A 23335-nucleotide genomic window follows, 5' to 3' on the forward strand; every position below is an offset into this window, starting at 1 on the left:
AAGGATAAAAATGAAAATTTTAAAGGCTATTTTAGCGGCGGCATCGGCGGTTTGTTATCTAAACTCGGCCGTTTTGCCCGAAAGCGATTGGAGTAAAAGAGAGCTAAAAGGCGAGGTAAAAAGCATGGCGGCTACGGAGTACGAATACTCAATGGACGGCTCCGGCACGCTAGAAAATACGCGCGTGAAGCGAACGGAGTTTAACGAAAACGGCTATATAGCGCAAGAAACCGAGCATATAAACGGCGTACCAAATAGCTCGGTTTTGTTTGAGTACGGCAAAGACGGGCTAGTGCGCAAAAAATATCAAGACAGCGCCGTTTATCTCTACGAATACGAATTAGACGGCGAAAATTTAGTCGCGACGGCCAAAGAGCAGCACGTGGAGGATAAATTTTACCCGCGCACGGAGAAAATTACCTACGGTAAGGACGGCAAAATGATCGCTAGGGCGGCGTATTCGGGTGGGACGCTAGTGACGGACGATAGCTACGTCTACGATGAAAAGGGCGTTTTAACGCGGATAGAAAATAATATGGAGCCGCGCCACGGCATAGAGATAAGCTTTGAGCGCAAGCTAAACGGCGAATACGAAAAAATCACGCGAGCTCCTGGCTCAAAATGGATTTATTACTACGCCGCAAACGGCGACGAGATGGAGTATACGTCGGTAAATTACTTCGGCTCTGAGGCAAAAATCTGGCAAATCTTGCAGTTTAAAGACATAACGAGGGACGAGCGGGGAAATTTGACGCATAAAAACCTCGGTCAAATTTAAACCCGCGGACAAATACTACGAAAACGGCGACATAACGGAAATCGGCCTATATAAAAAGCTGGAAATCAGCTACGAATACTACTAAAGTAAATTTTTGAGCTAAGGCTATTTTTCCGAAAAAATTTCGCCGTTTATTATAGATTTAACCGTTAAAAATCCGACTATCAAAATCGAAGCGACTAGAGCCGCAAAAGCGCCGACGCCTAAAACTAAATAAAAATCGCTTTGCGTAATTTCGTAAGCTTTTAAAAACGCTATGGAGCTAGCGGCCGTTGGGAAGGTAAAAGCCCACCACGATAGGGCGAATTTGAGTTTAATAAATCTTTTATACGAAAAAAGTATAAGCGCGGCAAAAAATACGTTTATATTAAGCAGTATCGCCGCAAAAGCGTCGAATCGCTCGGTTAATTTTACGTATCCTAAAAACGCCATAGCCGGCGGCGCTAGCGTAATAACTAGCGTCGGGACGAATTTATCGGCTAACTTATCGAAAAAGACTAATCTATAAAATATAACGGCGAATAAAATAATCCAGAAAAATAGCCCCAAACTAAAATAATACCAGATCGCTTGAGATTTTTCGGCTATGATCGGGATTAGCAAGTTGCCCACTACCGGGATAAACCATGCCGGATTTAGCGTCGCGATATCGAATTTTTCGTCGATCCAAAAAGAAATTACGTAAAGCGTAAAAATCGTTTGCAAGCCTAAAGCCGCGTAAAAAAGCGAGTAGTATAGTCGCGGCGCGTCTTTGTAGGACAGAGCTAAAAGAAAAAGCGAGATGATAAATCCGCCGAAAAAATTTATCTTTATAGGGTGCGAAAATTCGGCCTTTACTTCTTCTTTAAATTTTAAAAGCTTAAAGAGGTAAAACGCCAAAAGCAGGCAAAATACCGTGCAGTCTAGCGCTCTAAGCGCCGAGAATATCTCACCGGGCAAATCAAATATCTCTCTTAATTTCTTATAAGCCGCGCAAAGCCCTCCAAGCCCCATAGTACCGGCAAAAAGCATAATCGGTAGCGATTTTATTTTGCTTTGCGAGTCGTTTTTCTTAACATCGTGCATTGTTTTTCTTTTCGTATTAAATTTTTATGCAATATTACCTATAATAAAGTTAAATTTTTGTAACGAAGTCACGAAAGGGCAAAATGCTAAGCGAAGAGTTAAAAGAAATTTTGCGCGAAAGGTTTACGAATAATTTCGATCTAGCAAGCGAGGATCTAAATGCGATCTTTGCTAACGCGTATCTAAAAATCGTAAAAAAGGGCGATATATTTTACTCCGGAAACGATTGCTTCGGATTTATCCTTATACTAAAAGGCGTTTTAAGGGCGTTCGTGTCGTCTAGTGCAAAGGAAATAACGATATTTAGGCTAACTAAAGACGAGAGTTGCGTACTGTGCGATACGTGTTCTATAAATTCGCTAGAAAATAAAGTAAGCGTCGAAATCGAGCAAGATAGCGAGATTATCGTTATTCCGGCGCGGATTTACAAACCTCTTAAAGAAAAATATCCGAGCATTTTAAATTTTACTCTAAAAATCGTAGCCGATCGGTTTGCCAGAACCATAAACGTTATGGAACAGGCTTTATTTTCGCCGCTTTTGGCGCGGATTATGAATTTTTTATCCCAAAGCATCGAAAACCTAAACGAAAATTTTATAAAAATAACTCACGAAGAGCTGGCGAATCACCTAGGAAGCGCTAGAGAGGCGGTATCTAGGGTGCTTAAAGAGCTTGAGAGAAGCGGGCAAATAACGCAAAGCCGCGGCGAAATAAGGCTTGTTTCTTAAAATTCTCGTTTTAAGGTAACTTTGTTACGGAGAGGACGGCCATTTTTAGGTAGCATTTCATAAACTCGTTTAAAAGGAGAATTTATGAAAGGATTGCAAAGAAGAGACGCTTTAAAGCTAATGGGGGCCGCGGGACTAGCTGCTAGTATGAGCGGATGCTCGGCAACGGGCGGCGAAAACGACGATATAAATTCTAAAATCGTCATAATGGGCGCGGGACTTAGCGGTATCGCGTTGGCGGCTAAACTTAGAAGAGATATGCCTAACGCCAAGGTAATTCTCGTGGATAAGGACGAGAAATTTTACTACCAGCCGGGCTTTACGCTAATCGCCGTCGGAATTTACGAAGCTAGCGACGTCGTTTACGAAAAAGCGGATTATATCCCGCAAGGAGCCGAGTGGATACGCAAAAACGTATCGGAAATAAAGCCCGAAGCCAATCTACTCGTCTTAGACGACGGGAGCGAGTTGGGATATGATTATCTAATCGTAGCAAGCGGCGTGGAATACGACTTTGAAGCCGTTAAGGGGCTAAGCTTAGAGGATATTAACGATACGAGCGGCAACATATCCTCCGTCTACACTCTACAAGGTGCCGTAAAAAGCAACGAGCTGATGAAAAAATTCTCTCAAAACGGCGGCTCGGCGGTATTTTGCGATCAAAAAACCCCGATGAAATGCAGCGGCGCAAATAAAAAAGTAACATGCATGAGCGAAGATAGGCTGAGGTTGGCCGGCAACCGCGATAAAGGCAGCGTTAATCTTTACGTCGGCGGCGGCAAGCTTTTCGGCGATCCGACTTATGCCGCGGCGATGACTCAAATAATGATAAAAAGAAAGATAAAATTTAATCTTCGCCACCAAATCGTAGCCGTCGATAAAGGCTCAAATACCGCTACTTTCGAGTTTTGGACGGCGTATAGGCAAAACGGTGAAGATAAAATCGCGTCCGAGCTAATCGACGTAAAATACGACTGGCTTCACCTGCCGCCTAAGCAAAAAGGAAGCGAAATTTTAGCTCGCGCCGGCCTAACCAAAGAGGGCGACAAGCTAAATTTTCTAGCCGTCGATAAATACAGCCTGCAAAGTACAAAATTTAAAAATATATTCGGTATCGGCGATATTTGCGGATTTGCGTCCGGCAAAACGGGGGCTAGCGTTAGGAAAATGTATCCGATCTTAGCTAAAAATTTAGCCGACACGATAAAAGGACAAGAACCTAGCGAGAAATTTACCGGATATACGGCTTGCCCTTTTATCACCAAATACGGCAAGGCCATAATGGTAGAGTTCGACTGGGAGGGAACGGCTCCGACGTTAGAGTGCTTCGGCGCTACCAGAGAGAGCTATATGAGTTGGCTGGTTAAAATTTACGGATTTAAACCTATGGTTATGAACGGAATGCTAAAAGCTTTGGCTTAAAGGAGATAAAATGAGCGTTTTAGATAAAACTATACGTTTGATTATAGCGGCGATTTGGTTTTTTATTTTCGGATTTATTTGCGACTGCTGGTTGTGGACGGTCGGGCTAATTCCGCTTTTAACGGGATATTACGGTTACTGCCCACTTTATAAAATTTTCAAGAAAAGGTAAAAAATATGGTAAGCGTAAAAAGTAGAATTATTAGGGTCGTACTGGGGCTGATTTTTACGGTAGCGGTTTGGTATTTTTACGAGAGCTACTGGGCGTTAATCGGGTTAATCCCGATTATCGTCGGCGTTACGGGTTTTTGCCCGGCATGTAAATTCTTGGGCAGGTGTTCTTTAAATTTAAAAAAATAAAAGGGGCGTTTAACGCCCTTTGCCTTGCCCTTTAGCCGTTTAGGCCGCAAATTTTATTCGCCGTTTGATGAATTATTTAGCTACTTTTGGCTAAAATCTCGAAAATTTAAAAAAGGCGAAACTATGAATAAAGTTTGGAAATTCAGCGACAATATCGATACCGATATAATTATCGCCGCCAGATACTTAAATACTTCCGACGAAAATATCTTAGCAAAACATATAATGGAGGACGCCGATCCTAATTTTAGCTCCAAGATAGATAAGGGCGACATTATTGTAGCGGGCGAAAATTTCGGCTGCGGTAGCTCTCGCGAGCACGCTCCTATCGCGCTTAAAGCTGCCGGTATAGGCGCGGTGATAGCTAAAAGCTATGCAAGAATTTTTTATAGAAATAGCTTTAATACGGGACTTTTGATACTCGAGATCAAAGAAACGGACGAGATAAACGAGGGCGATGAGCTAAAAATAGACGTAGATAACGGCACGGTCGTAAATCTAACCAGCGGCAAAGAGTATAAATTTAGCCCCATACCGCCGTTTATGCAAGAGCTTTTAAACGCCGGCGGACTTATAGAATACGCAAAAGTAAAGTTGGATTAATAATGAGAGAATATAAAATTTGTGTTATAAAAGGCGATGGTATCGGTCCTGAGATCATAGATGAAGCTATAAAAATTTTAGATGTTGTTAGTGCTGAGTTTGGGATAAAATTTGAGTACGACTACAAGCTTATGGGCGGTGCAGCTTATGATGTATTTGGCGTGCCTTTGCCAGATGAAACGCTTAGTTCTGCTCTAAGCTCTGATGCTGTGCTTTTTGGAGCGATCGGCGGCGAGAAGTGGGATAGTTTGCCAAGACATCTAAGGCCAGAGAGCGGGCTTTTAAAGATTAGAAAAGAGCTTGAAGCTTATGCAAATTTACGTCCAGCCATTGTTTTTGATGAGCTAGTGGATGCTAGCACACTAAAGCCAGAAGTTTTAAGAGGCGTTGATTTTGTCGTGGTTCGTGAGCTAACAGGCGGACTTTATTTTGGACAGCCACGTGAAAAAGGCGAAGATAGAGCGTTTAATACGATGGTTTATTCTAAAATGGAGATCGAACGCATCGCAAAGATCGCTTTTGAAACAGCAATGCTTCGCAAGAAAAAGGTCTGCATGGTCGATAAGGCAAATGTGCTTGAGACAAGCCAGCTTTGGCGCGAGGTGACTAGCGAAGTGGCTAAAAATTACCCTGAAGTAGAGCTTAGCTTTATGTATGTGGATAACGCGGCGATGCAGCTAGTAAGAGCTCCAGCAAATTTTGATGTCATACTTACTGAAAATTTATTCGGCGATATTTTAAGCGATGAGGCGAGTATGGTTTGTGGCTCGATAGGACTTTTGCCAAGTGCTAGTATGGGTGGCAAAGTGGGAATTTATGAGCCAATACACGGCTCAGCTCCAGATATCGCAGGGCAGGGCATAGCAAATCCAATCGCAACAATTTTAAGTGCAGCGATGATGCTAAGATACGCATTTAGTGAAAATGAAGCTGCAGATGCGATAGAAAATGCTGTAAAAGAGGTACTTGCAAAAGGTTATAGAACAAAAGATATCGCTGCTTTTAACGCAGTTGAAATTTGCTCAACTAGCGAGATAGGCGATGTTATCGCAGGATTTATCAAAAAATGAAAAACACAATCACTGAAGCACTGATCTACGAAGCTCAGGGGCTAAAAGATGATGCACTTGAAATTTATAAAAATATCTTAAAGCAAGATCCATCAAACAAAGATGCCCTTAGCGCGATAAACCGCCTGAGCGGACTTCGCAAAGAGCGAGCGATAAAAAACGAGCAGATGAAAGAGTTTTTTATAGCGATGAAAAGTGATGAAGAGATAAATGAATTTAAAAGGTGGTTGATAAGATTATGAAGCTTGATGATATCGCTAGAATGGCAATCAGTGAGGTTAGCGCTGAGCTTGAGAAAATAGAAGCATTGCAAAGTAAAAAGCAAGAAGAGCTTGAGCGAGAGAATTTAAAAAAAGAGCTTTTGGCCATAGAGAATAATGAAAATGCACTAAATAACGAGCTAAAAGTTGAGACAAATTTACAAAATGAGCAAGCGTTTGAGGTAAAAGAGGAGCCAGTAAGTCCAATAAAAAATAGAGAGGTGAGCGAAGAGAAAATTTTCTTAGCAAACCTTGCTGAGCGCATAGAAGTGCTTTTTGAAGGGCTTAAACAAACTAGTGAACAAAATCTTGCTTCAAGGCTTGAGCTAACGACAAAATTTTTAGAATTTACCCTTGCAAATATCGAAAATAGACTCCAAAATCTCTCAAAATAAGCCATTAGACGGCTCAAAAAATGAGATAAAAATCAAAAATGAAATTTATAAAAATAGCGAGCTAGACTTTTTTAGATCGCTATTTACTCCATTTACTTCACGTGTCTATCTAGTTGGTGGCTGCGTGAGAGATGCGTTCTTGGGGCGAGAAATTTATGATTATGACATCGAAGTTTATGACATTGAGCCTACTAAATTTAATGAGCTGATAGCTAATATAGGCGCTAGCGGAGTTGGCAAAAGCTACTTTATCTACAAATACAAAAACTACGACATTGGGCTTCCAAGAAGCGAGAGCAAAACTGGAAATTCGCACAAAGACTTTGCGGTGAGCTATATAAATGATCCAAGCAAGGCGAGCCTTAGGCGAGATTTTACGATAAATGCCATGATGATGAATATCTTTAATGGAGAAATTTTAGACTTTTACGGCGGGAAGCAAGATCTAGCAAACAAGACATTAAGGCACATTGATAGTGAAAAATTTAAAGAAGATCCGCTAAGGGTGCTTCGTGGTGTGCAGTTTAGCTCTAGGCTTGACTTTAGTATAGCTGATGAGACGCTAGCTCTTATGAAAAGCCTTAGTTTAGAGTTTTTAAGCAAAGATAGGATAAATACTGAGCTTATTAAATTTTTTCGTGCAAAGCATCTAGAAAAAGGAGCTTACTATCTTTTTGAGCTTGGACTTTTTAAAGAAATTTTTTACGCACAAATTTCTATAGACGATGAGTTTTTGAGTGATCTTAAGAGTGCTAGAGAATTTGTGGATGATGAGAGATTATTTTTGTATCTTTTGTTTGGCAAATTTGAGCTTGACGCAAAAGAAATTTTAGAGAAAATGCGTCTGCCAAAAAGCTACTTTTCTATCTTAAAGCAGCCTTATTTTAAGGACATGCCAAGCGATAAAGAGCTAATGCAAATAGCTCTAAATATGCCCATAAAATCATGGCTTGGAGCTTATAACAAAGAGCGGATAGAGCGTGCCAAGAAGCTTGGAATTTATGAGGCAAAATTTGACGTGAAAGTCGATGTGACAGAAATTTTATCAGCTGGTTTTAAAAACGAAGAGATCGCAAAAGAGATAAAACGTAGGCAAGAGCTTGAAATTTCAAAATATCTAAGCGAGCATAAGCCTAGAAAAGATTAGTCTTTAAAACTCTTAAAAGCCCATTTTGGCTAAAATAGGCTAGTTTATAACACTTTTAAGGCAAAGAAAGCTTATGTTTAACATAGTCCTAGTCCACCCTCAGATACCGCAAAATACTGGAGCTATCGGTAGAATGTGTGTTAATGCAAATTTAAAGCTACATATCGTTAAGCCCACTGTGTTTGATCTGAGTGAAAAGGCTGTTAGACGAGCAGGGCTTGACTACTGGAAAATTTTAAATCCAAAAATTTGGGATAGTTTGGAAGAATTTTTAGAAGCAAACTTAAGCCACAAGGATAGATTTTTCTTCGCTACCACAAAGACAAATAGGCTTTACTACGAGGCTAGGTTTAAACCAGGAGATTTTATATTTTTTGGTGGCGAGAGTACTGGGCTGCCAAGAGAATTTATGGATATAAATTTTAAAAATGCCATAACCATACCAATGGGAAAAGAGGGCAGGAGCTTAAATTTAGCTATGAGTGCTGGCATTATCGCGTATGAGGCGATCAGGCAAAATATCACTGAATTTGACTTTAGGAGTGAGATTTGAGAGTAGTTTTTGCTTTGTTTTTTACCATTTTGGTGGCATTTGCGAGTGAAATTAGCATTGCAACTTATAATGTGCAAAATTTATTTGATTGCAAAGATGATGGTAGCGAGTATCTTGATTTTAAAGTAGGCGTATCAAAGTGGGACTGCGAGGCGGCTGATTCAAAACTACAAAGGACAAGACAAGTCATAAATGCACTAAATGCAGACATTATCGCACTTCAAGAGATCGAAAATGAGCAGGTTTTAAAAGCTCTGGTAAGTGATAGCGAGTATAAATTTATAAGCTTTACAAAGGAGAAAAATTCGCCTGTTGGGCTCGGGCTTATTTCAAAGTTGCAGCCAAGTGGCAGTGAAATTTTTAAAGTTCCAAACGTAAAGACGAGAAATATTTTAAAGGTTGTTTTTGAGACGGAAGGTAAGAAATTTAGCATATTTGTAAATCACTTTCCAACTTATAAAAATGGTATAAATATGCAAAAAAAGGCTGAAAAAACGTTAAGAACAGCTCTGGGTAAAGAGAAAAACGCGATTATTTTGGGTGATTTTAACTCGCCCTTTGGACAAAAATCCATCCTAAATGACATCATTGCAACAAGAAATTTTTATGATCTTTATAAAGAGATTGAGCCAAAAGATAGATATTCTCACGCAGTACATGGCAAAAAAAGAGCGATCGATCATGTTTTACTTTCGCCTAGTTTTATGGAAAATGGCGATCTAAGCTATGTTAGTGGTAGTTTTGAAGTCTTTAAACCAAGCTTTGCAGTCGATGAAAAAGGCTTTGCAAAGAGCGACCTTTACTCGGATCATTTTGCATTAAAGTTTAAAATTTCAACTGATCCAAGCCCAGTAAAAGAAGGCTTTGTGAGTAAAATTTTTAAAAAAGATGAGAATAAAGCCAATAAAAAAATAAGCGAACAAAGCTATAAGACGGCTGGTGTAGATACACTTTTTGATCATCCAGAAGCTGTGCCAGTCGTGATTGAAAAAGCGGTTGTTATCTTAAAAGATAAACATGGCTTTATTATCTCGAAAAATCACCGCGGAATTTATGTTTATGATCCTAAAAATAGCGTTACTGTAGGCGAAGAGCTAGATGTTTTAGTAAGGCGAATGAAAATTTATAAAGATGCGCTTGAAGTCAGCTCTTATGAGATCATAAATGAGCATGGAACAAAAGATATTAGCGAAAATTTACTAGATGCATCGCAATTAAGCGAAGCTAGAAGTGGCGATGTCTTTGCTAAAATTTCGGGCAGACTAGAGAGAGGCTACCTGCATACACCATACGGTAAGATCAGGGTTTATAGTAAGAAAAAGCTAAAAGATGGCGAGTATAGTTTTGAAAACGCGAGAGTTAAAATTTACAAGAGAGAAAACCAAATCGTTGTGGAGTAGAGAGTGCAAATTTTAGATATTTTTATGATTACGGCGTTTGTTTTATTTCTTATTTTTATGATAAGAGGCGTCATTTTGCAGTCGCAGGAGAAGGAGAGAGTAAGAAAAATGGTAAGAGAAAAAAGAGAAAATTTTAATAAAAAGAGTGAAATATGAAAGAGTTATTATTAGAAATCGGAGTTGAGGAGCTTCCAGCGATACCGTTTTTAAGGGAGCTGCCAAATATCAATGCTAAATGGCAGGCTGTACTTGAAAAATATAATCTTGTAAGCCCTTTTAAATTTTATTATACGCCGCGTCGTTTGGTCTTTTTCCATGAGAAATTCCCACTAGCTCAGCCAGATAGTGTGGCTAGCTTTATCGGTGCACCAAAGCAAGTTGCGCTAAAAGACGGAGCTTTCACAAAGGCTGCGCTTAGCTTTGCAAATAAATGCGGCATAGATGATAGTGAGCTTAAATTTAAAGAGATAGACGGCAAAGAGGTACTTTACTACGAAAAAGAGGTAAAGGGTGAGTCGGTTGCCAAGATAATGGGCGAGATGGTTGAGGAGTTTTTAAAGAGTCTTAACTTTGGCAAGTCTATGCGCTGGGGCAACGGAGAGTTCGAGTTTATCCGCCCGATAAGATCGTTTTTGTGTTTACTTGGCGATGAAGTCATAAAATTTAATAAATTTGGCGTAGAGAGCGGTGATTCAACCTATCCACATAGAAGCATTAGCTATGACAAGATAAAAATTTCAAATATAAAAGAGTATTTTGAAGGCTCAAAGAGCCGTGGTATCGTGCTTGAGGCAGATGAGAGAGAAAAAATAATCCTTGATGAGTTTGAAAAGATAAGCCAAAAAAGTGGGTTAAAGATCGAGATCGATAAAGACTTGTTGGCTGAAGTCGTGGCGATCACCGAGTATCCAACAGCCCTTCTTGGCTCGTTTGAAGAGGAGTTTTTGGAGGTGCCAAGCGAGGTCATCATCACTTCTATGAAAGAAAATCAGCGCTACTTTCCAGTCTTTAAAAATGGTAAGCTAGCAAACGGCTTCATTGTCGTTAGCAACGCCATAACGCAGGACTACTCGCTCATCATCAAAGGCAACGAAAAGGTGCTAAGAGCAAGGCTAAGTGATGCGATGTTCTTTTGGCAAAGCGACCTAGCGCACGAATTTGGCCCAGAAAAACTAAAAAATATAACTTATCTAAAAGAGCTTGGAAGTATCTACGAAAAAGAGCTTAGAGAGCTACAAGTGGCTAAAAAGCTTGCTAGCAACTATGACGAGCTACTCAAAAAAGAAGCTGGCGAGTACACGACTAAGCTGGAGCGAGCTGTGATGTTAAGCAAGGCTGATCTTACAACTCAGATGGTTTATGAGTTTACCGAGCTTCAAGGTATCATGGGCGCTTACTACGCAAAGGCAAAAAATGAGGATGAAGACGTCGTTTTAGCTATAAAAGAGCAGTATTTGCCTGATGGCGAGGAGGCACAGTGCCCAAGTAAGGTCTTTAGCTCAGTCGTGGCACTTTCAAACAAGCTTGATACGCTAATAGGGCTCTTTAGTATCGGTAAAATCCCAAGCGGCACCAAAGATCCATACGCTTTAAGACGTGCGGCTAATGGGGTGATAAAGATCGTTTTGGCACATAATTTGAAATTTAACGTAAAAGAAATTTTAGAAGATATCGCAAAAGACTATAAAAAATTTGATGTTGAAGTGCTTATAAATTTCATCCTTGATAGGCTCTACACTTTCTTTGATGCAAATGCTTCTATCGTAAAAGCGTGCATAAAAAGCGGCGAAAAGGATATCTTGGAGCTAACCAAGATGATAGAGGCACTTGCTAAAATTTCTAGCGAGCCAAATTTTAGAGAGAATTTCTCGACATTTAAACGCCTTGCAAACATCATAAAAGATGATAAATTTAGCAAGGTTGATGAGAACCTCTTTGAGATAGATGCTGAAAAAGCCCTAAATGATGCATTTAATGCAGTCGATAAGAGCCTAGCGTATGAGCCAAGGCTAAAGGCGCTATTTGCATTAAAACCACAGATCGATGAGTTTTTTGACAAAGTTATGATAAACGTTGAAAACGAGAAAGTACGAAATAATCGCATCGCGGTCATCGGTCAAATTTATAGTGAGATACTAAAAGTAGCTGATATAAAAGAGATCAGCTTTTAAATTTACGCCAGCTTCAGGCTCTTGCCTAGGCTGGCTTTAAATTTACTGCCTAAAGATATCAAATTCTGGCTCATAGGCCTTAGTTTTTACCCCAAAATATCCAAGAACTGAGCTAAATATAAAATCATGCGAAAGGCTCTCATCTTTTCTAGTTTTTAGCCTTTTTAAAAGTTCGCTATCGCTTGAAAAGACGATGGCTGGGATGTGTTTTTGCTCGTCTGGAGCGATGGAGTAAGGCAGACCATGTAAATATATACCGTTTTCACCTAGGCTCTCTCCGTGATCTGAGAAAAAGAACATAGTGACTTCAAATTCATCTTTTCTTACTTCAAGAGCGTTTATTAGCTCACTTTGTAGATAGTCCTCATATAAAATGGTGTTGTCGTAGGTATTTGCTATCTCATCTGGTGTGCATTTATTTAGCTCGGCAGTATCGCAAGTTGGAGTGAATTTTTTAAATTTACTTGGGTAGCCTTTGTAGTAGATAGGGCCGTGTGAGCCTTGTAGGTGTAACACGATAAAGGTAGTAGAATTTGTATCTTCTATGACCTTTTTGGCCTCATCAAATATCACTTCATCAAAGCCTTCTGCTCTATGATCTGAAGTATGGTTTTGATCAAGATTATCGCAAACACCCTTGCAACCTCCACTATTGTTGCCAAAAAAGTATGTCTTTATGCCAAGTTTATTGATGATATCAACTAAATTTTCACGAGCTTTTGCTTCGCGGTTGCTAAAATTTTCTCGCTTTAAGTCTGAAAATAGGCAAGGCACACTAGTTTCTGTGGCTGTTCCACATGAGTAGAAATTTGTAAAACTTACCACATCTTTTTGTTTAGTAAATTTATTCGTATCATTTTTGGTGTAGCCATTTAGTGAGTAGTTTCTGCTTCTTTGCGTCTCGCCAACTATCAAAACTAAAATTTTCTTTTTATCATCAGCTAGTACCGCATCATCTGCTACATAGGTAAAAGGTAGTGGTTTTTGTATGAGCGATTTTACTAGCTTTGCAGCCGAGTAGATGGGATAGTATGGGAGCAATGCGGTTCTTAAATTCGAGTGTTCTCTAAAAAATGGTATAAAAATTTTAGACGTTAATGAAAATATGATAGCTATCACAACTATAGAAAATGAGATAATTTTTACTCTTGATTTAAACTCGCTTTTGAAACTACCATAGTTAATTTTTACAAATACCACATATGCACAAGGTAAGATGGTTGTAAAAATTATCCAAAAAACTAAACCTGTGCTAAAGTAACTAAAGGCTTCTTTGGTGTCGGTGTGTAGGACGTTTAATAACATATCTTTATCTATAATAACACCATATGCTTGCATAAAGTAAGCAGATATACCACTTGCTAAAATCAAAATAATTGCAACTGGCTTTAGCAAAAAAGGTAAAAATAAAATACAAAAAATACTAGCGAAAACTAAGATAAAGACAATTGCAAATATAAGAAAAAAGAATATAGAAAAAGATAGTTGATTATTTTGTAGAAAGCCTGAAAGAACGCCTTTGTATAAAAATATATAATTTATAAAAAACATGTAAGCAGTAAATAAAATCAGAAACTTTAAAAAACTGATACTTTTAAATTTATTAATATTTAGCATCTTTTCAGCCTTTGTAAAAAGCCATAATAATAGGACTCAAATGTAAATGGCTAGAAATTTCAAATAAAAAATAAGATTATTTTTTCTTGCCTTTGGATTTTTTTGCTTCAGCTTTTTTGACTTTCGCATTCTCTTTTATGCTAAGTTTTGCCTTAACTTTTTGCATATCGTTAAAGCCAATACCTTGGACTTTTTCAAGTTCATCGATGCTTTTAAATTTATGGGCTTTTCTATATTTTATAATGTTTAACGCCTGGCCTTTACTTAGCCCAAGCCCCATTAACTCGTTTTTGCTGGCCGTATTTAGATTAGCGCCATATGCAATACTTGCAACTACCAAACAAAGTAAAATTTTAATCCTCATCTTATCTTCCTAAAACAATAATCCATCATTTTCTTGATCTTGTATGATGTCATTTGCCGGTATATTTTGAGGTAGTGGCGAGTCGTTTGTGTAGTATTCGTCACTGCCACCATAATAGCCTTTATAAACACCATCTGGCTGCTCAAATGCACGTCTTAAAGTAGGATAAAGCTTAATGTAGCCTTCCATAAATTTCTTAAACACAGGTGCTGCTGTCCTGCCGCCGCCTTCAATCTTTTTCATAGGGCTGTTGTCGTCATTTCCGTACCAGATTATCGCTTCGATATCAGGTGAGTAACCACAAAACCAAGCATCGATGTTATTATTTGTTGTGCCGGTTTTGCCTGCTATTTGGATGCCATTTATTTTTGCGTTGCGTCCAGTGCCGTTATTTACGACATTTTGAAGAAGTGTCGTCATCAAAAATGCTTGTTCTGGTTTTAGCACTTGCTTTCTTTGTGGCTCATAGTCCATCGACGCACCAAAGCTATTTTCTATATGCTTAATGAGCGTAGGCTCGACCACTTCGCCATCGTTTGGAAACATCGAGTAAAATTTTGCAAAATCAAGTGGCGAAATCCCAAAACTTCCAAGTGCGATAGATAAATTTTCTGGGATATCGTTAAAGCCCATATCCGTAAGCTGTTTACGAACCGAGCTAAGGCCAAGATCGTTTAGCAAATTTATGGTTGCGAGGTTACGCGACTGGGTTATGGCTGATTTTATAGTGATATAGCCTTGAAAACCGCCACTATAATTCTTTGGCGTCCACTCTTTGCCATTTCCCATGTCAAATGTCCTGGCGATATCAGCCACTTGAGAGACGACTGAGTAGCCACTATCAAGTGCTATTTGATAGATAAATGGCTTAAAGCTAGATCCTGGCTGGCGCTTGCTTTGAGTGGCACGGTTATAACTGCTTTTTGCGTAGTCAATACCACCAATTAGTGCCAAAATTTGACCGCTTTGTGGATGAGTAACCACTATAGCTCCATTTAGAATTTCTGCATTTGCTTTTTTATCGCGCTTTAAAATTTCATTGTAGCCATAGACTAGAGCTTCTTGAGCGATCTTTTGGACATTTAGATCAACTGTGCTTTGTATTTTATAGCCACCAGTTTTTATATCGTCAAATTTCTTTGAAGCCTCTTTTATTATCTCATCGACTACGTAAGGAGCTTTATTTCTTGTGAGTGTATCATCAAAGACCGCTGGCTCTTCAAGCACACCCTTGCGGTACTCATCCTCATTTATCCAGCCGATACTATACATTCTCTCAAGTACTCTATTTGCACGGCTAAGTGATAGGTCAAGGTGCTTTGTAGGATCATAGGTACTTGGCGCTTTTGGCAAGCCAACCAACATAGCAACTTCTTTTATGCTTAGCTCATTTAGCTCTTTTCTAAAATATCCTTCAGCTGCTGTTTTTATGCCGTAGTAGCCATGTCCAAAATAGACGTGATTTAGGTATCTTTCGATGATATCTTCTTTGCTAAGCTCGCTTTCAAGCTTTATAGCAAGCACGATCTCTTTTATCTTTCTTGTAAATTTCTTCTCACGGCTTAGAGCCAAATTTTTAATGAGCTGTTGTGTTAGTGTTGAAGCTCCCTCGACTAGCTTTCTAGCTTTAATATCTTTTATGGCAGCCCTTGCCATGGCTTCTACGTTTATGCCACCATGCTCAAAGTAGCTCGTATCCTCGATAGCTACGAGTGCTTCGATGACACGCGGCGGGATGTCGTTATACTTTACGTAAATTCTATTTTCTTCAAAGATATTCGCGATGAGTTCGTTATTTCTATCAAAAATTTGCGTTGTAAGCTTTGGTTTATAATCAATAATAGCGTAAGCATCAAATCTAACTTGTGAGTAAAAATATAAAAATGCTCCGCCAAGCGAAATGGCAACTATAAAGATAAATGCCAAGATATATTTCATAAAAATGCCTTTAATATTTTTAAATTTAGTCCCATGGCCGTGCTAGTTTCGCCGTACTGGGAGATGATATATTTTTTATTAAAATTTTCTATCGTCATGGCTCCAGCCTTGCCTTGCCACTCATTATTTTTTATGTATTCATTAAGGTCATGTTCGTCAAATTTTTTAAATTTATACGTAGTTTTGCTTACGTTTATAAGCTCAAATTCGCCTAAAAATATCATCGCTGTATAGACGCTGCATTCGTTGCCACTTTGTAAATTTAGCATGGTAATCGCTTCTTTTTCATCCTTTGCTTTACCTAAAATTTTATCTCCACACGCCACACAGCTATCTGCAAAGAGTAAATTTTTAAGAGCTATATTTTCTTTTAAAAATTGCTCTTTTTTGGCTTTTACGACGTTTTGGACATAAATTTCAGGCTTTACATTTTTTTCTATCTTGCTCTCGTCAAACTGGAAAGAAATTTGAGTGAAATTTATGCCAGCATCTTTTAATAAATTTGCCCTTGTTGGTGAGCTTGAAGCGAGTGTTATCATAAAAATACCTTATAGCTTATACCAAGATAAATAGCTGCTAGCGAAGCTAATAAATTTAGTGGTGTGAAGTAATAAATTATAACGATCAAACTCTCGTTTAGCTCGATCATTTCATGCGATCTTAGTGCTTTTAAGGCCTTTTTGTATCTATAAAATATATAGCATAAATTTAATAGCAAAAATAGTTCTATTGCGCATTTTGTTGCCACCATTGCACTTGCCATAGGATTTGTCAAATTTGCATCATAAAATCCAAAAATTATAACCACACTTGTCGCTATCACGCAAAGGATTAGTATGAAAATCGCAATGCCAAAGCGCCTTATAATGTGAAGTAAGATGTGATAGCGTTCCTTGTCTTCAAATTTATTTTTTATAAAGTAGCTTCCAACAAGTACAAGACCGGCTTGTAGCCCCACAAAAAGAGCTACAAAGCATACATGCAAAAATAGTACTACTTGGTCAAATTTTATAAAAGCTATATCGTAATGACTCATTTTTCTAAAGCTTGCCTTGCATACTCAAGTGAGCTCTTTATGGCGTCTTCAATGGCTAGAGCATTTTTGCCGCCAGCTGTTGCAAAGTCTTCTTTTCCGCCGCCATTGCCGCCAAGGATTTGTGCTGCAAATTTTACCCAAGCACCAGCTTTTATAGGGGCATTTTTCACGCCAGCTGCAAGAGAAATTTTACCCTCTTCATCGACTTGCACTAGTAAGATCGCAGCCTTTTCGTGCTCGTTTTTAAACTCATCTATCAAAGTTTTTATGTCGCCACCATCGATGCTTGCTACGCAAAGTTTGGTCTCATTTACGTTTAAAAAGGCTAGGGCGTGAGAATTTTTAGCATTTTTTAGCTTATCTTTTAGCGTTTTTAGCTCGCTTTTTAGCTTTTTGACGGCATTTAGTGGCTCGGTGCTTTTTAGTTCATCTTTTAGCTCATCAAGCTCAGCTCTAAATGACCTTGCTAAATTTAGCGCAGTCCTTGAGCAAACAGCCTCTATACGCCTAACGCCAGCGCTTACGCCACTCTCTTTTGTGATGAAAAACGATCCGATCTCATCTATATTTTTAACGTGTGTACCGCCACAAAGCTCTTTGCTGACATCGCCAAAGCTAACGACTCTCACATCATCAGCGTATTTTTCATTAAATAGTGCGATAGCTCCGCTATTCTTAGCATCTTCGAGTTTCATAAGTTCTGTTTTTGAGTTAGCACCATTTAGTATCCACTCATTTACCAAATTTTCGATCTTTGAAATTTCTTCGCTAGTAAGTGCCTTTGGATGTGAGAAGTCAAACCTTAGCCTATCTGCCTCGACATTTGAGCCAGCTTGAGCGATGTGCGTGCCAAGCACGTTTCTAAGGGCTGCATGAAGCAAGTGTGTGGCGCTGTGGTGACGTGCGATCTGGGCTCTATCACTGCCAACTTCAAGCTCTACTTCGTCATCAACTTTTAGCGCTGCATTAGTTTTTACTAAAGATAAATTTAGTCCATGAAATTTTTGCGTATCAAGCACATTTGCTTTGCCCACTATCTTACCGCTATCGCCGCACTGGCCGCCACTTTGAGCGTAAAATGGAGTGACATCAAACATCACCCAGCCCTCTTTGCCAGCGTCTAAACTATCTACATTTTTAAATTCTTCATCAAGCAGGGCTAAAATTTTGCTTTTGCTCTTAAGCTCTTCGTAGCCTATAAATTTATTCTCGCCAAATTTTTCAAGTAGCTCTTTAAAATCGCCCTTCGCACTCTTGTCGCCACTGCCTTTCCAAGCAGCTTTTGCACGTGCTTTTTGCTCGCTCATAAGCTCATCAAACCTTGCCTCATCGACTTTTAAGCCCTTTTCTCTAAGCATATCAGCTGTTAGATCAAGTGGAAAGCCAAATGTGTCATAAAGCTTAAACGCAGCCTCTCCGCTAAAAATTTCTTTTGTATTTTTAAGCTCGCTCTCAAATAGTTCTAAGCCACTCGCGATCGTGGCTAAAAATCTCTCTTCTTCAAGCTTTATCTGCTCTTTTACAGCCGCTTTTTTCTCATTTAGATAGGTGTAGTGCTCGCCCATTAGCTCGCAAACTTTATCGACAAGCTTATACATAAATGGCTCTTTTATACCTAGCAAGTATCCATGGCGGATCGCACGGCGTAAGATGCGGCGAAGCACGTAGCCACGGCCTTCTTTGTCAAATGTTGTACCTTGAGCTAGCAAAAATGTAACCGAGCGGATGTGATCGCTTATGACGCGGTAGCTAGCGCCACTTTCATAGACGTATGGCTTGCCACAAAGTTTTGCTACTTCGCTAATTAGTGGCATAAAAAGTGTGCTGTCGTAGTTGCTAAATTTACCTTGCAAGATAGCAGTAACGCGCTCAAGTCCCATGCCAGTATCAATGCTTGGCTTTGGAAGTGGGCTTAGCTTGCCGTCCGCACTTCTTTCATACTGCATGAAAACAAGGTTCCAGATCTCTAAAAATCTATCGCCATCGCCGCCCATGTAATCTTCAGGCGTATTAAAGTGCTCAGCACCTTGATCGTAAAAAATTTCACTGCAAGGGCCACATGGTCCAGTATCTCCCATTTGCCAGAAGTTATCGTGATCGCCAAAGCGGTAAATTCTCTCTTTTGCGATGTGAGTGCTCCAAATTTCAAACGCCTCATCGTCACTTTCGTGAACGGTTACATAAAGCTTATCTTTTGGTAATTTTAGTACTTCTGTTACAAATTCCCAAGCGTAAGCGATCGCCTCTTTTTTGAAGTATTCGCCAAAACTAAAATTTCCTAGCATCTCAAAAAATGTGTGGTGGCGCGCTGTGTAGCCGACGTTATCAAGGTCGTTGTGCTTACCACCAGCTCTTATGCAGGTCTGACAGCTAGTGCGAATAGGTGGTGTTGGGCGTGGCACTTCGCCTGTGAAAATGCTCTTAAACGGCACCATGCCAGCGTTTGTGAAAAGTAGTGTTGCATCGTTTGGCACGAGTGGTGCAGAAGCTACGACTTCGTGACCTTTTGATTTGAAAAAATCAAGATATGCCTTTCTTATATCTAAATTTTGCATTTTTATCCTCGTTAGTTTTAAATTTTGCTCGATTTTAGCTAAAAATCGTTTGTAAATTTATAAAAAAGCACAAAATTAATTTTTGCTTAATATATTTTATAAATTTATTTGTTTAAAAGCGATTTGCAATTAAAATAGCCTAAAAATTTATAACTAAAAGGTCTTTAGTGAAACTCAGAATTGGCATTGTTGGATACAATCTGGTTGGCAAGCGGCACTATATGGAGCTGAGGCGTTCTGACAAATTTGAAGTTTGTGGAGTTTTTGATAAAGAAAATAGAGATGATGCTTGCAGAGCTCCGTTTTTTGATGAGTTTAAGAAATTTATAGAAGTAGCCCAGCCACAAGCTGTCGTACTTTGTTTGCCTCAACATGAGATCGTAGAGGCCTTTTGTCAGTGTGCAAAATATTGCCAAAATATCTTGATTTCAAGACCGATATTTAAAAGCGTGAGTGAGCTAAAAGAGATAAAATATGCCTCAGTGGTAAATAAAGTAAGAGTTTGCACCGGCGTAGATGAGCGCTTTAATCCGACCATCGTTTCATTAAAAAAGGCACTTTTAAAAGAAGAAGAAATTTATAGCATTTCAATTGCGCATTTTAGACCACTTTGCAAAGGAAATATTATAAATGAGCTTTCACTTTGCGATATAGACCTTGCGAAAAATTTAGTAGATAGTGAAATTTGCAGCTTTTTTTATACTCAAGCAAATAAAACAAATACCAAAATATGCGACAATGTTGGAATAAACATTAAAATGAAAAATCAAATTTTGGTGAGTATTACTGATTCTTTTTGTGGCTCTTTAGAGCGTTTTAAAATAGAAGTAAATACCAAAGAAGGTGTTTATTTTGGCGATCTTATTGATTACAAACTTCACAGAGTAAATGAAAATGGTCAGATGAATTTAAAAACCGATCCTTTAAACAATGAAATAAAAGCCCAATATGATGCCTTTTATAACCTTTGTCAAAGCGGCGAAAACATCGAACTTTCAAACATTGATGATGCGATAAAAATTAAGGAGTTGTTTTGATGAAAAAGGCACTTTTGCTTTTAAATATGGGTGGGGCAAATAGCCTTGCTGATGTAGAAATTTTTCTAAAAAATATGTTTAATGACCCTTATATTTTGGGCATAAAGAATAAATTTTTAAGAAAATTTGTAGCTTTTATGATCACAAAAGGTAGGCTAAAAATAGCTAAGCATAACTACGAACAAATAGGTGGCAAATCGCCTATTTGCGAGCTTACAGCTAAGCTTTGCGATAGAATTTCAAGCTTACAAAATGAGTTTGATGCAGTTGATTTTGCGATGAACTATACTTCACCATTTGCAAAAGATGTGCTTAAAAAATACGAAAATTTTGATGAGATAGTGCTTTTGCCACTTTATCCTCATCATTCACAAACTACGATAACTTCGAGTTTAGATGATTTTAAAAAAGCAAAAGATGAGCTAGAGATAAAGGCTAAAATTTTGCTTTGCGGGCCATTTTACGATGATGAAATTTATAATAAAATCATAATCTCGCACATAAATGAAGCCATAAATAATATAGATATAAGCGATGTGGAGCTTATCTTTTCAGCTCATTCGTTGCCTCAAAAAATTATCGATAAAGGTGATGTCTACGAAAAACATATAAATGAGCATGTGCAAATTCTAAGCAAAATGATAAAAGATAGCGGATTAAACTTCAAAGGGATAAATTTAGCCTACCAATCGCGCCTTGGCCCTGTAAAATGGCTAGAGCCCTCACTAAATGAAATTTTGGCAAAGTGCAAGAGTAAAAAGGCTCTTATCTATCCGCTCTCTTTTTGTATAGATAACTCTGAGACCATTTTTGAGCTAGTTATTGAGTATGCAAAGATCGCAAAAGAGCTAAATTTTAGCTTCTACAAGGTTGTTTGGTGCCCAAATTTTAGTGATGAGTTTGCTAGTTTTATCTTACAAAAAGCAAAAACAGCCAAAGAGATTAACTTTTAGGAATAAATCTTGCTTATAAAATATATCTCAATACAGTAAAAAGGAGATATATGAAGGTACAAAATAACGACATAATCGATTATCTATTGCAATCAGGCTCAAGCAAAACTAAGGATAAAAAAAATAGTTTTGATGAAATTTTAAACCTTGCTATGGATAAAATCGCAAGCGATGCAAAAATTTCAGATAAGATTGAACAGTTTAAAAAAAGGCTTACTGAAATCGGCGCAGTTGGTTTTATAAGCGAGTTAAATTCTAACAAGATAGAAGAGAAAATAGCCCAAAAGAAAAAGGAGCTAACTGAACTTCTAGGCATAGATGATCCCGCAAAAACACAGGATCAAAAGAATGAGCTGCTTAAGATAATGGATAAAATTTTGAGCGATTATCGCAAAGAGCTAAATGTAGCACTTGCTAATCAAGCTCTACTAGAGAAGCAAAAAAATCTTAATAGTAAGAGTAGTAGCTCGGTTAATTTAAGTTCTGTTTTAAATGAGCTAGGACTTGCTTGAAATTTATATAAAAGATATTTAAGCCTATATAACTTTGCCAAAAATCTATATTTTTACGGCAAAGTTATGCCAAATTTTATAGCAGCCCCGTATATTATTGCGCTAATTATTCCAGCAAAAAAGCCAGCTACTATATCATCGCCCATTACGCCAAGGCCACCTTTTACATTGCGGTCGATCCTGCCTATTATCGAAGGCTTTTTAATATCAAGCACTCTAAAAAGTACAAGTGAGAGTATTAGCTGAGAGATCGTAGTTCCGCTAATGGCAATAGCAAGCCAAACTCCAGCAACTTCGTCTATAACGATAAAACTTTCATCGTGAGAATTTACCTTTTTTTCAAAATCATCAATAACGCTAATGCTTACCAAAAATAGCAAAATGCTAGCTAGAAAAAGTGTGGTTGATGATAAAAAATAAAGCACAAAATAAGCTACTACAGCGCCAGCGATAGAACCCCAAGTGCCAGGTGCTTTTGGCAAAAGTCCAAATCCAAAAAAAGTTAAAAATAGTCTTTGCATAAATTTCCTTAAGTCATAGATGATGTTTGATAAAGCTTCATAAGCTCTTCGTAAAAGTCACGGTCATTTTTGTTTTCAAGTAGTCCTGAATTTACAAAAAGATCATCGCAAAGCTTTTGCACGTCTTTGAAGCGATTTGTAAAGAGTTTGCTTAAAACTAGTGCAGAAATTTCTGGCCTCACAAGAATGGCTGGTGGCATAATGCCGTTAAATAGTAGCTCTTTGATAACATCTGGGTGATATTTGATCTGATGATGTTGTCCGTGCGGGCAACTTTTGGTACTAACTAGTGTCTTGCATTTATTGCAATAAACTAGCTCTGGCAGCACGATTACCTCTAAATTTAGGTCGTTTTTATAAATATCAAGAATCGTATGAGCTTCATTGTGATCAAAAAACATTCCAATTCCTGAGTGGTTTTGTCCGATGACTAGCTTATTTGCTCCAAATCTTGAAGCAGCGATACACTCAAGTGTTGGGTTTGCATGTGAGCTAAAAAGAGTTGTATTTTTTAGAGCAAAGACAAAGACTTTTTTTATCGGTAAATAATTTTGTATAAAATAATCTAGTACTTGCTTTCTAATCTCGTAATCAACGTGCTTTTCTTCGCGTGTTCTTATTAAAAAAATGATTACTAAATCAGCCTTGTCAATAGTCATTCTAACAAGGCGCTCGTGAGCTCTATTAAATGGATCAGCCGTTAAAAAGACCGCCGTTATCTTTTTAGCGCCATCTTCTTTTATTAGATCATTTAGTGCATTTTTGCTTATTTGCATACTTTCATCATAAAGCTCAAATTCGCCACTAATGCCATATTTACCTAAATTTAGCTCTTTATCATTGCTAGCTT

The 23335-nt window shown here is 38.3% G+C and carries 25 protein-coding genes; 16 read left to right on the forward strand and 9 right to left on the reverse strand.

Annotated features, from left to right (window positions below; all coding sequences use genetic code 11):
• Positions 1-10 precede the first annotated feature (10 nt).
• On the forward strand, positions 11-778 hold the full coding sequence (locus TH67_RS05100; protein ID WP_257638039.1) for a hypothetical protein: 768 nt from the start codon (positions 11-13) through the stop codon (positions 776-778).
• A 105-nt stretch (positions 779-883) separates the two neighbouring features.
• On the opposite strand, the gene TH67_RS05105 is transcribed toward TH67_RS05100, so the two are convergent.
• On the reverse strand, positions 884-1843 hold the full coding sequence (locus TH67_RS05105) for an SLAC1 anion channel family protein (protein ID WP_072594650.1): 960 nt from the start codon (positions 1841-1843) through the stop codon (positions 884-886).
• An 83-nt stretch (positions 1844-1926) separates the two neighbouring features.
• On the opposite strand from TH67_RS05105, the gene TH67_RS05110 reads away from it, so the two are divergent.
• From TH67_RS05110 to glyS, 12 genes are all read left to right on the forward strand, one after another.
• Positions 1927-2571 (forward strand): Crp/Fnr family transcriptional regulator, encoded by a 645-nt coding sequence (locus tag TH67_RS05110; protein WP_072594651.1) that lies wholly within the window; start codon positions 1927-1929, stop codon positions 2569-2571.
• Positions 2572-2655: 84 nt separating this feature from the next.
• Positions 2656-3993: an NAD(P)/FAD-dependent oxidoreductase gene (locus TH67_RS05115; protein WP_072594652.1), complete on the forward strand. Its 1338-nt coding sequence runs from the start codon at positions 2656-2658 to the stop codon at positions 3991-3993.
• 10 nt (positions 3994-4003) lie between these two features.
• On the forward strand, positions 4004-4165 hold the full coding sequence (locus TH67_RS05120) for a YgaP family membrane protein (RefSeq protein ID WP_021091464.1): 162 nt from the start codon (positions 4004-4006) through the stop codon (positions 4163-4165).
• Between the two features lie 5 nt (positions 4166-4170).
• Positions 4171-4353, forward strand: a complete 183-nt coding sequence (locus TH67_RS05125; protein ID WP_072594653.1) for a YgaP family membrane protein — start codon at positions 4171-4173, stop codon at positions 4351-4353.
• Between the two features lie 123 nt (positions 4354-4476).
• Positions 4477-4956: a 3-isopropylmalate dehydratase small subunit gene (locus tag TH67_RS05130; protein WP_072594654.1), complete on the forward strand. Its 480-nt coding sequence runs from the start codon at positions 4477-4479 to the stop codon at positions 4954-4956.
• Positions 4957-4958: 2 nt separating this feature from the next.
• Positions 4959-6026, forward strand: coding sequence for a 3-isopropylmalate dehydrogenase (gene leuB / locus TH67_RS05135; protein WP_072594655.1), 1068 nt, complete (start codon positions 4959-4961; stop codon positions 6024-6026).
• Complete coding sequence (locus TH67_RS05140) at positions 6023-6268, forward strand: hypothetical protein (protein ID WP_021091490.1); 246 nt, start codon at positions 6023-6025, stop codon at positions 6266-6268. Before leuB ends, TH67_RS05140 begins: the two co-directional genes overlap by 4 nt.
• Positions 6265-6681 (forward strand): CiaD-like domain-containing protein, encoded by a 417-nt coding sequence (locus TH67_RS05145; RefSeq protein ID WP_072594656.1) that lies wholly within the window; start codon positions 6265-6267, stop codon positions 6679-6681. Before TH67_RS05140 ends, TH67_RS05145 begins: the two co-directional genes overlap by 4 nt.
• Positions 6641-7828, forward strand: a complete 1188-nt coding sequence (locus tag TH67_RS05150; protein ID WP_081370914.1) for a CCA tRNA nucleotidyltransferase — start codon at positions 6641-6643, stop codon at positions 7826-7828. Before TH67_RS05145 ends, TH67_RS05150 begins: the two co-directional genes overlap by 41 nt.
• 73 nt (positions 7829-7901) lie before the next feature.
• Positions 7902-8381, forward strand: a complete 480-nt coding sequence (locus tag TH67_RS05155) for a tRNA (cytidine(34)-2'-O)-methyltransferase (protein ID WP_072594657.1) — start codon at positions 7902-7904, stop codon at positions 8379-8381.
• Positions 8378-9781, forward strand: a complete 1404-nt coding sequence (locus TH67_RS05160) for an endonuclease/exonuclease/phosphatase family protein (RefSeq protein WP_072594658.1) — start codon at positions 8378-8380, stop codon at positions 9779-9781. Before TH67_RS05155 ends, TH67_RS05160 begins: the two co-directional genes overlap by 4 nt.
• Positions 9782-9933: 152 nt before the next feature.
• A complete protein-coding gene (glyS, locus tag TH67_RS05165) occupies positions 9934-11952 on the forward strand; it encodes a glycine--tRNA ligase subunit beta (protein WP_072594659.1) in 2019 nt (672 codons plus the stop codon).
• Positions 11953-11994: 42 nt separating this feature from the next.
• Here the strand turns inward: glyS and TH67_RS05170 are convergent, their stop codons facing one another.
• The 6 genes from TH67_RS05170 to alaS all read right to left on the reverse strand — a co-directional run bounded on the left by TH67_RS05170 (position 11995) and on the right by alaS (position 19462).
• Positions 11995-13569 (reverse strand): phosphoethanolamine transferase, encoded by a 1575-nt coding sequence (locus TH67_RS05170; RefSeq protein WP_072594660.1) that lies wholly within the window; start codon positions 13567-13569, stop codon positions 11995-11997.
• Positions 13570-13645: 76 nt separating this feature from the next.
• Complete coding sequence (locus tag TH67_RS05175) at positions 13646-13933, reverse strand: ComEA family DNA-binding protein (protein ID WP_072594661.1); 288 nt, start codon at positions 13931-13933, stop codon at positions 13646-13648.
• A gap of 9 nt (positions 13934-13942) precedes the next feature.
• A complete protein-coding gene (locus TH67_RS05180; protein WP_072594662.1) occupies positions 13943-15871 on the reverse strand; it encodes a transglycosylase domain-containing protein in 1929 nt (642 codons plus the stop codon).
• Complete coding sequence (maf, locus tag TH67_RS05185) at positions 15868-16410, reverse strand: septum formation inhibitor Maf (protein WP_072594663.1); 543 nt, start codon at positions 16408-16410, stop codon at positions 15868-15870. Before maf ends, TH67_RS05180 begins: the two co-directional genes overlap by 4 nt.
• Entirely contained in the window at positions 16407-16907 is a 501-nt protein-coding gene (locus tag TH67_RS05190; RefSeq protein WP_072594664.1) for a 3-isopropylmalate dehydratase, read from the reverse strand. Before TH67_RS05190 ends, maf begins: the two co-directional genes overlap by 4 nt.
• Positions 16904-19462 carry an alanine--tRNA ligase gene (alaS, locus tag TH67_RS05195; protein WP_072594665.1) on the reverse strand — a complete coding sequence of 853 codons (2559 nt, stop codon included), beginning with the start codon at positions 19460-19462 and terminating at the stop codon, positions 16904-16906. Before alaS ends, TH67_RS05190 begins: the two co-directional genes overlap by 4 nt.
• Positions 19463-19629: 167 nt before the next feature.
• On the opposite strand from alaS, the gene TH67_RS05200 reads away from it, so the two are divergent.
• Genes TH67_RS05200 through TH67_RS05210 form a run of 3 tightly spaced genes read left to right on the forward strand, consistent with a single transcriptional unit; the run spans position 19630 to position 21964 of the window.
• The gene (locus tag TH67_RS05200; protein WP_072594666.1) at positions 19630-20499 is read left to right on the forward strand and encodes a Gfo/Idh/MocA family protein; all 870 of its coding nucleotides are present in this window, start codon (positions 19630-19632) and stop codon (positions 20497-20499) included.
• Positions 20499-21452: a ferrochelatase gene (gene hemH / locus TH67_RS05205; protein ID WP_072594667.1), complete on the forward strand. Its 954-nt coding sequence runs from the start codon at positions 20499-20501 to the stop codon at positions 21450-21452. The genes TH67_RS05200 and hemH overlap by 1 nt, the downstream gene beginning before the upstream one ends.
• Before the next feature lie 50 nt (positions 21453-21502).
• Entirely contained in the window at positions 21503-21964 is a 462-nt protein-coding gene (locus TH67_RS05210; protein WP_072594668.1) for a response regulator, read from the forward strand.
• A gap of 53 nt (positions 21965-22017) precedes the next feature.
• Here the strand turns inward: TH67_RS05210 and TH67_RS05215 are convergent, their stop codons facing one another.
• Together TH67_RS05215 and TH67_RS05220 are read right to left on the reverse strand one after the other, a co-directional pair.
• Entirely contained in the window at positions 22018-22485 is a 468-nt protein-coding gene (locus tag TH67_RS05215; RefSeq protein WP_072594669.1) for a phosphatidylglycerophosphatase A family protein, read from the reverse strand.
• Between the two features lie 8 nt (positions 22486-22493).
• Positions 22494-23261: a sulfate adenylyltransferase gene (locus TH67_RS05220; RefSeq protein WP_257638040.1), complete on the reverse strand. Its 768-nt coding sequence runs from the start codon at positions 23259-23261 to the stop codon at positions 22494-22496.
• Positions 23262-23335 lie beyond the last annotated feature (74 nt).

This window comes from Campylobacter concisus, assembly GCF_001891085.1.
In the GTDB taxonomy this organism is placed as follows: domain Bacteria; phylum Campylobacterota; class Campylobacteria; order Campylobacterales; family Campylobacteraceae; genus Campylobacter_A; species Campylobacter_A concisus_O.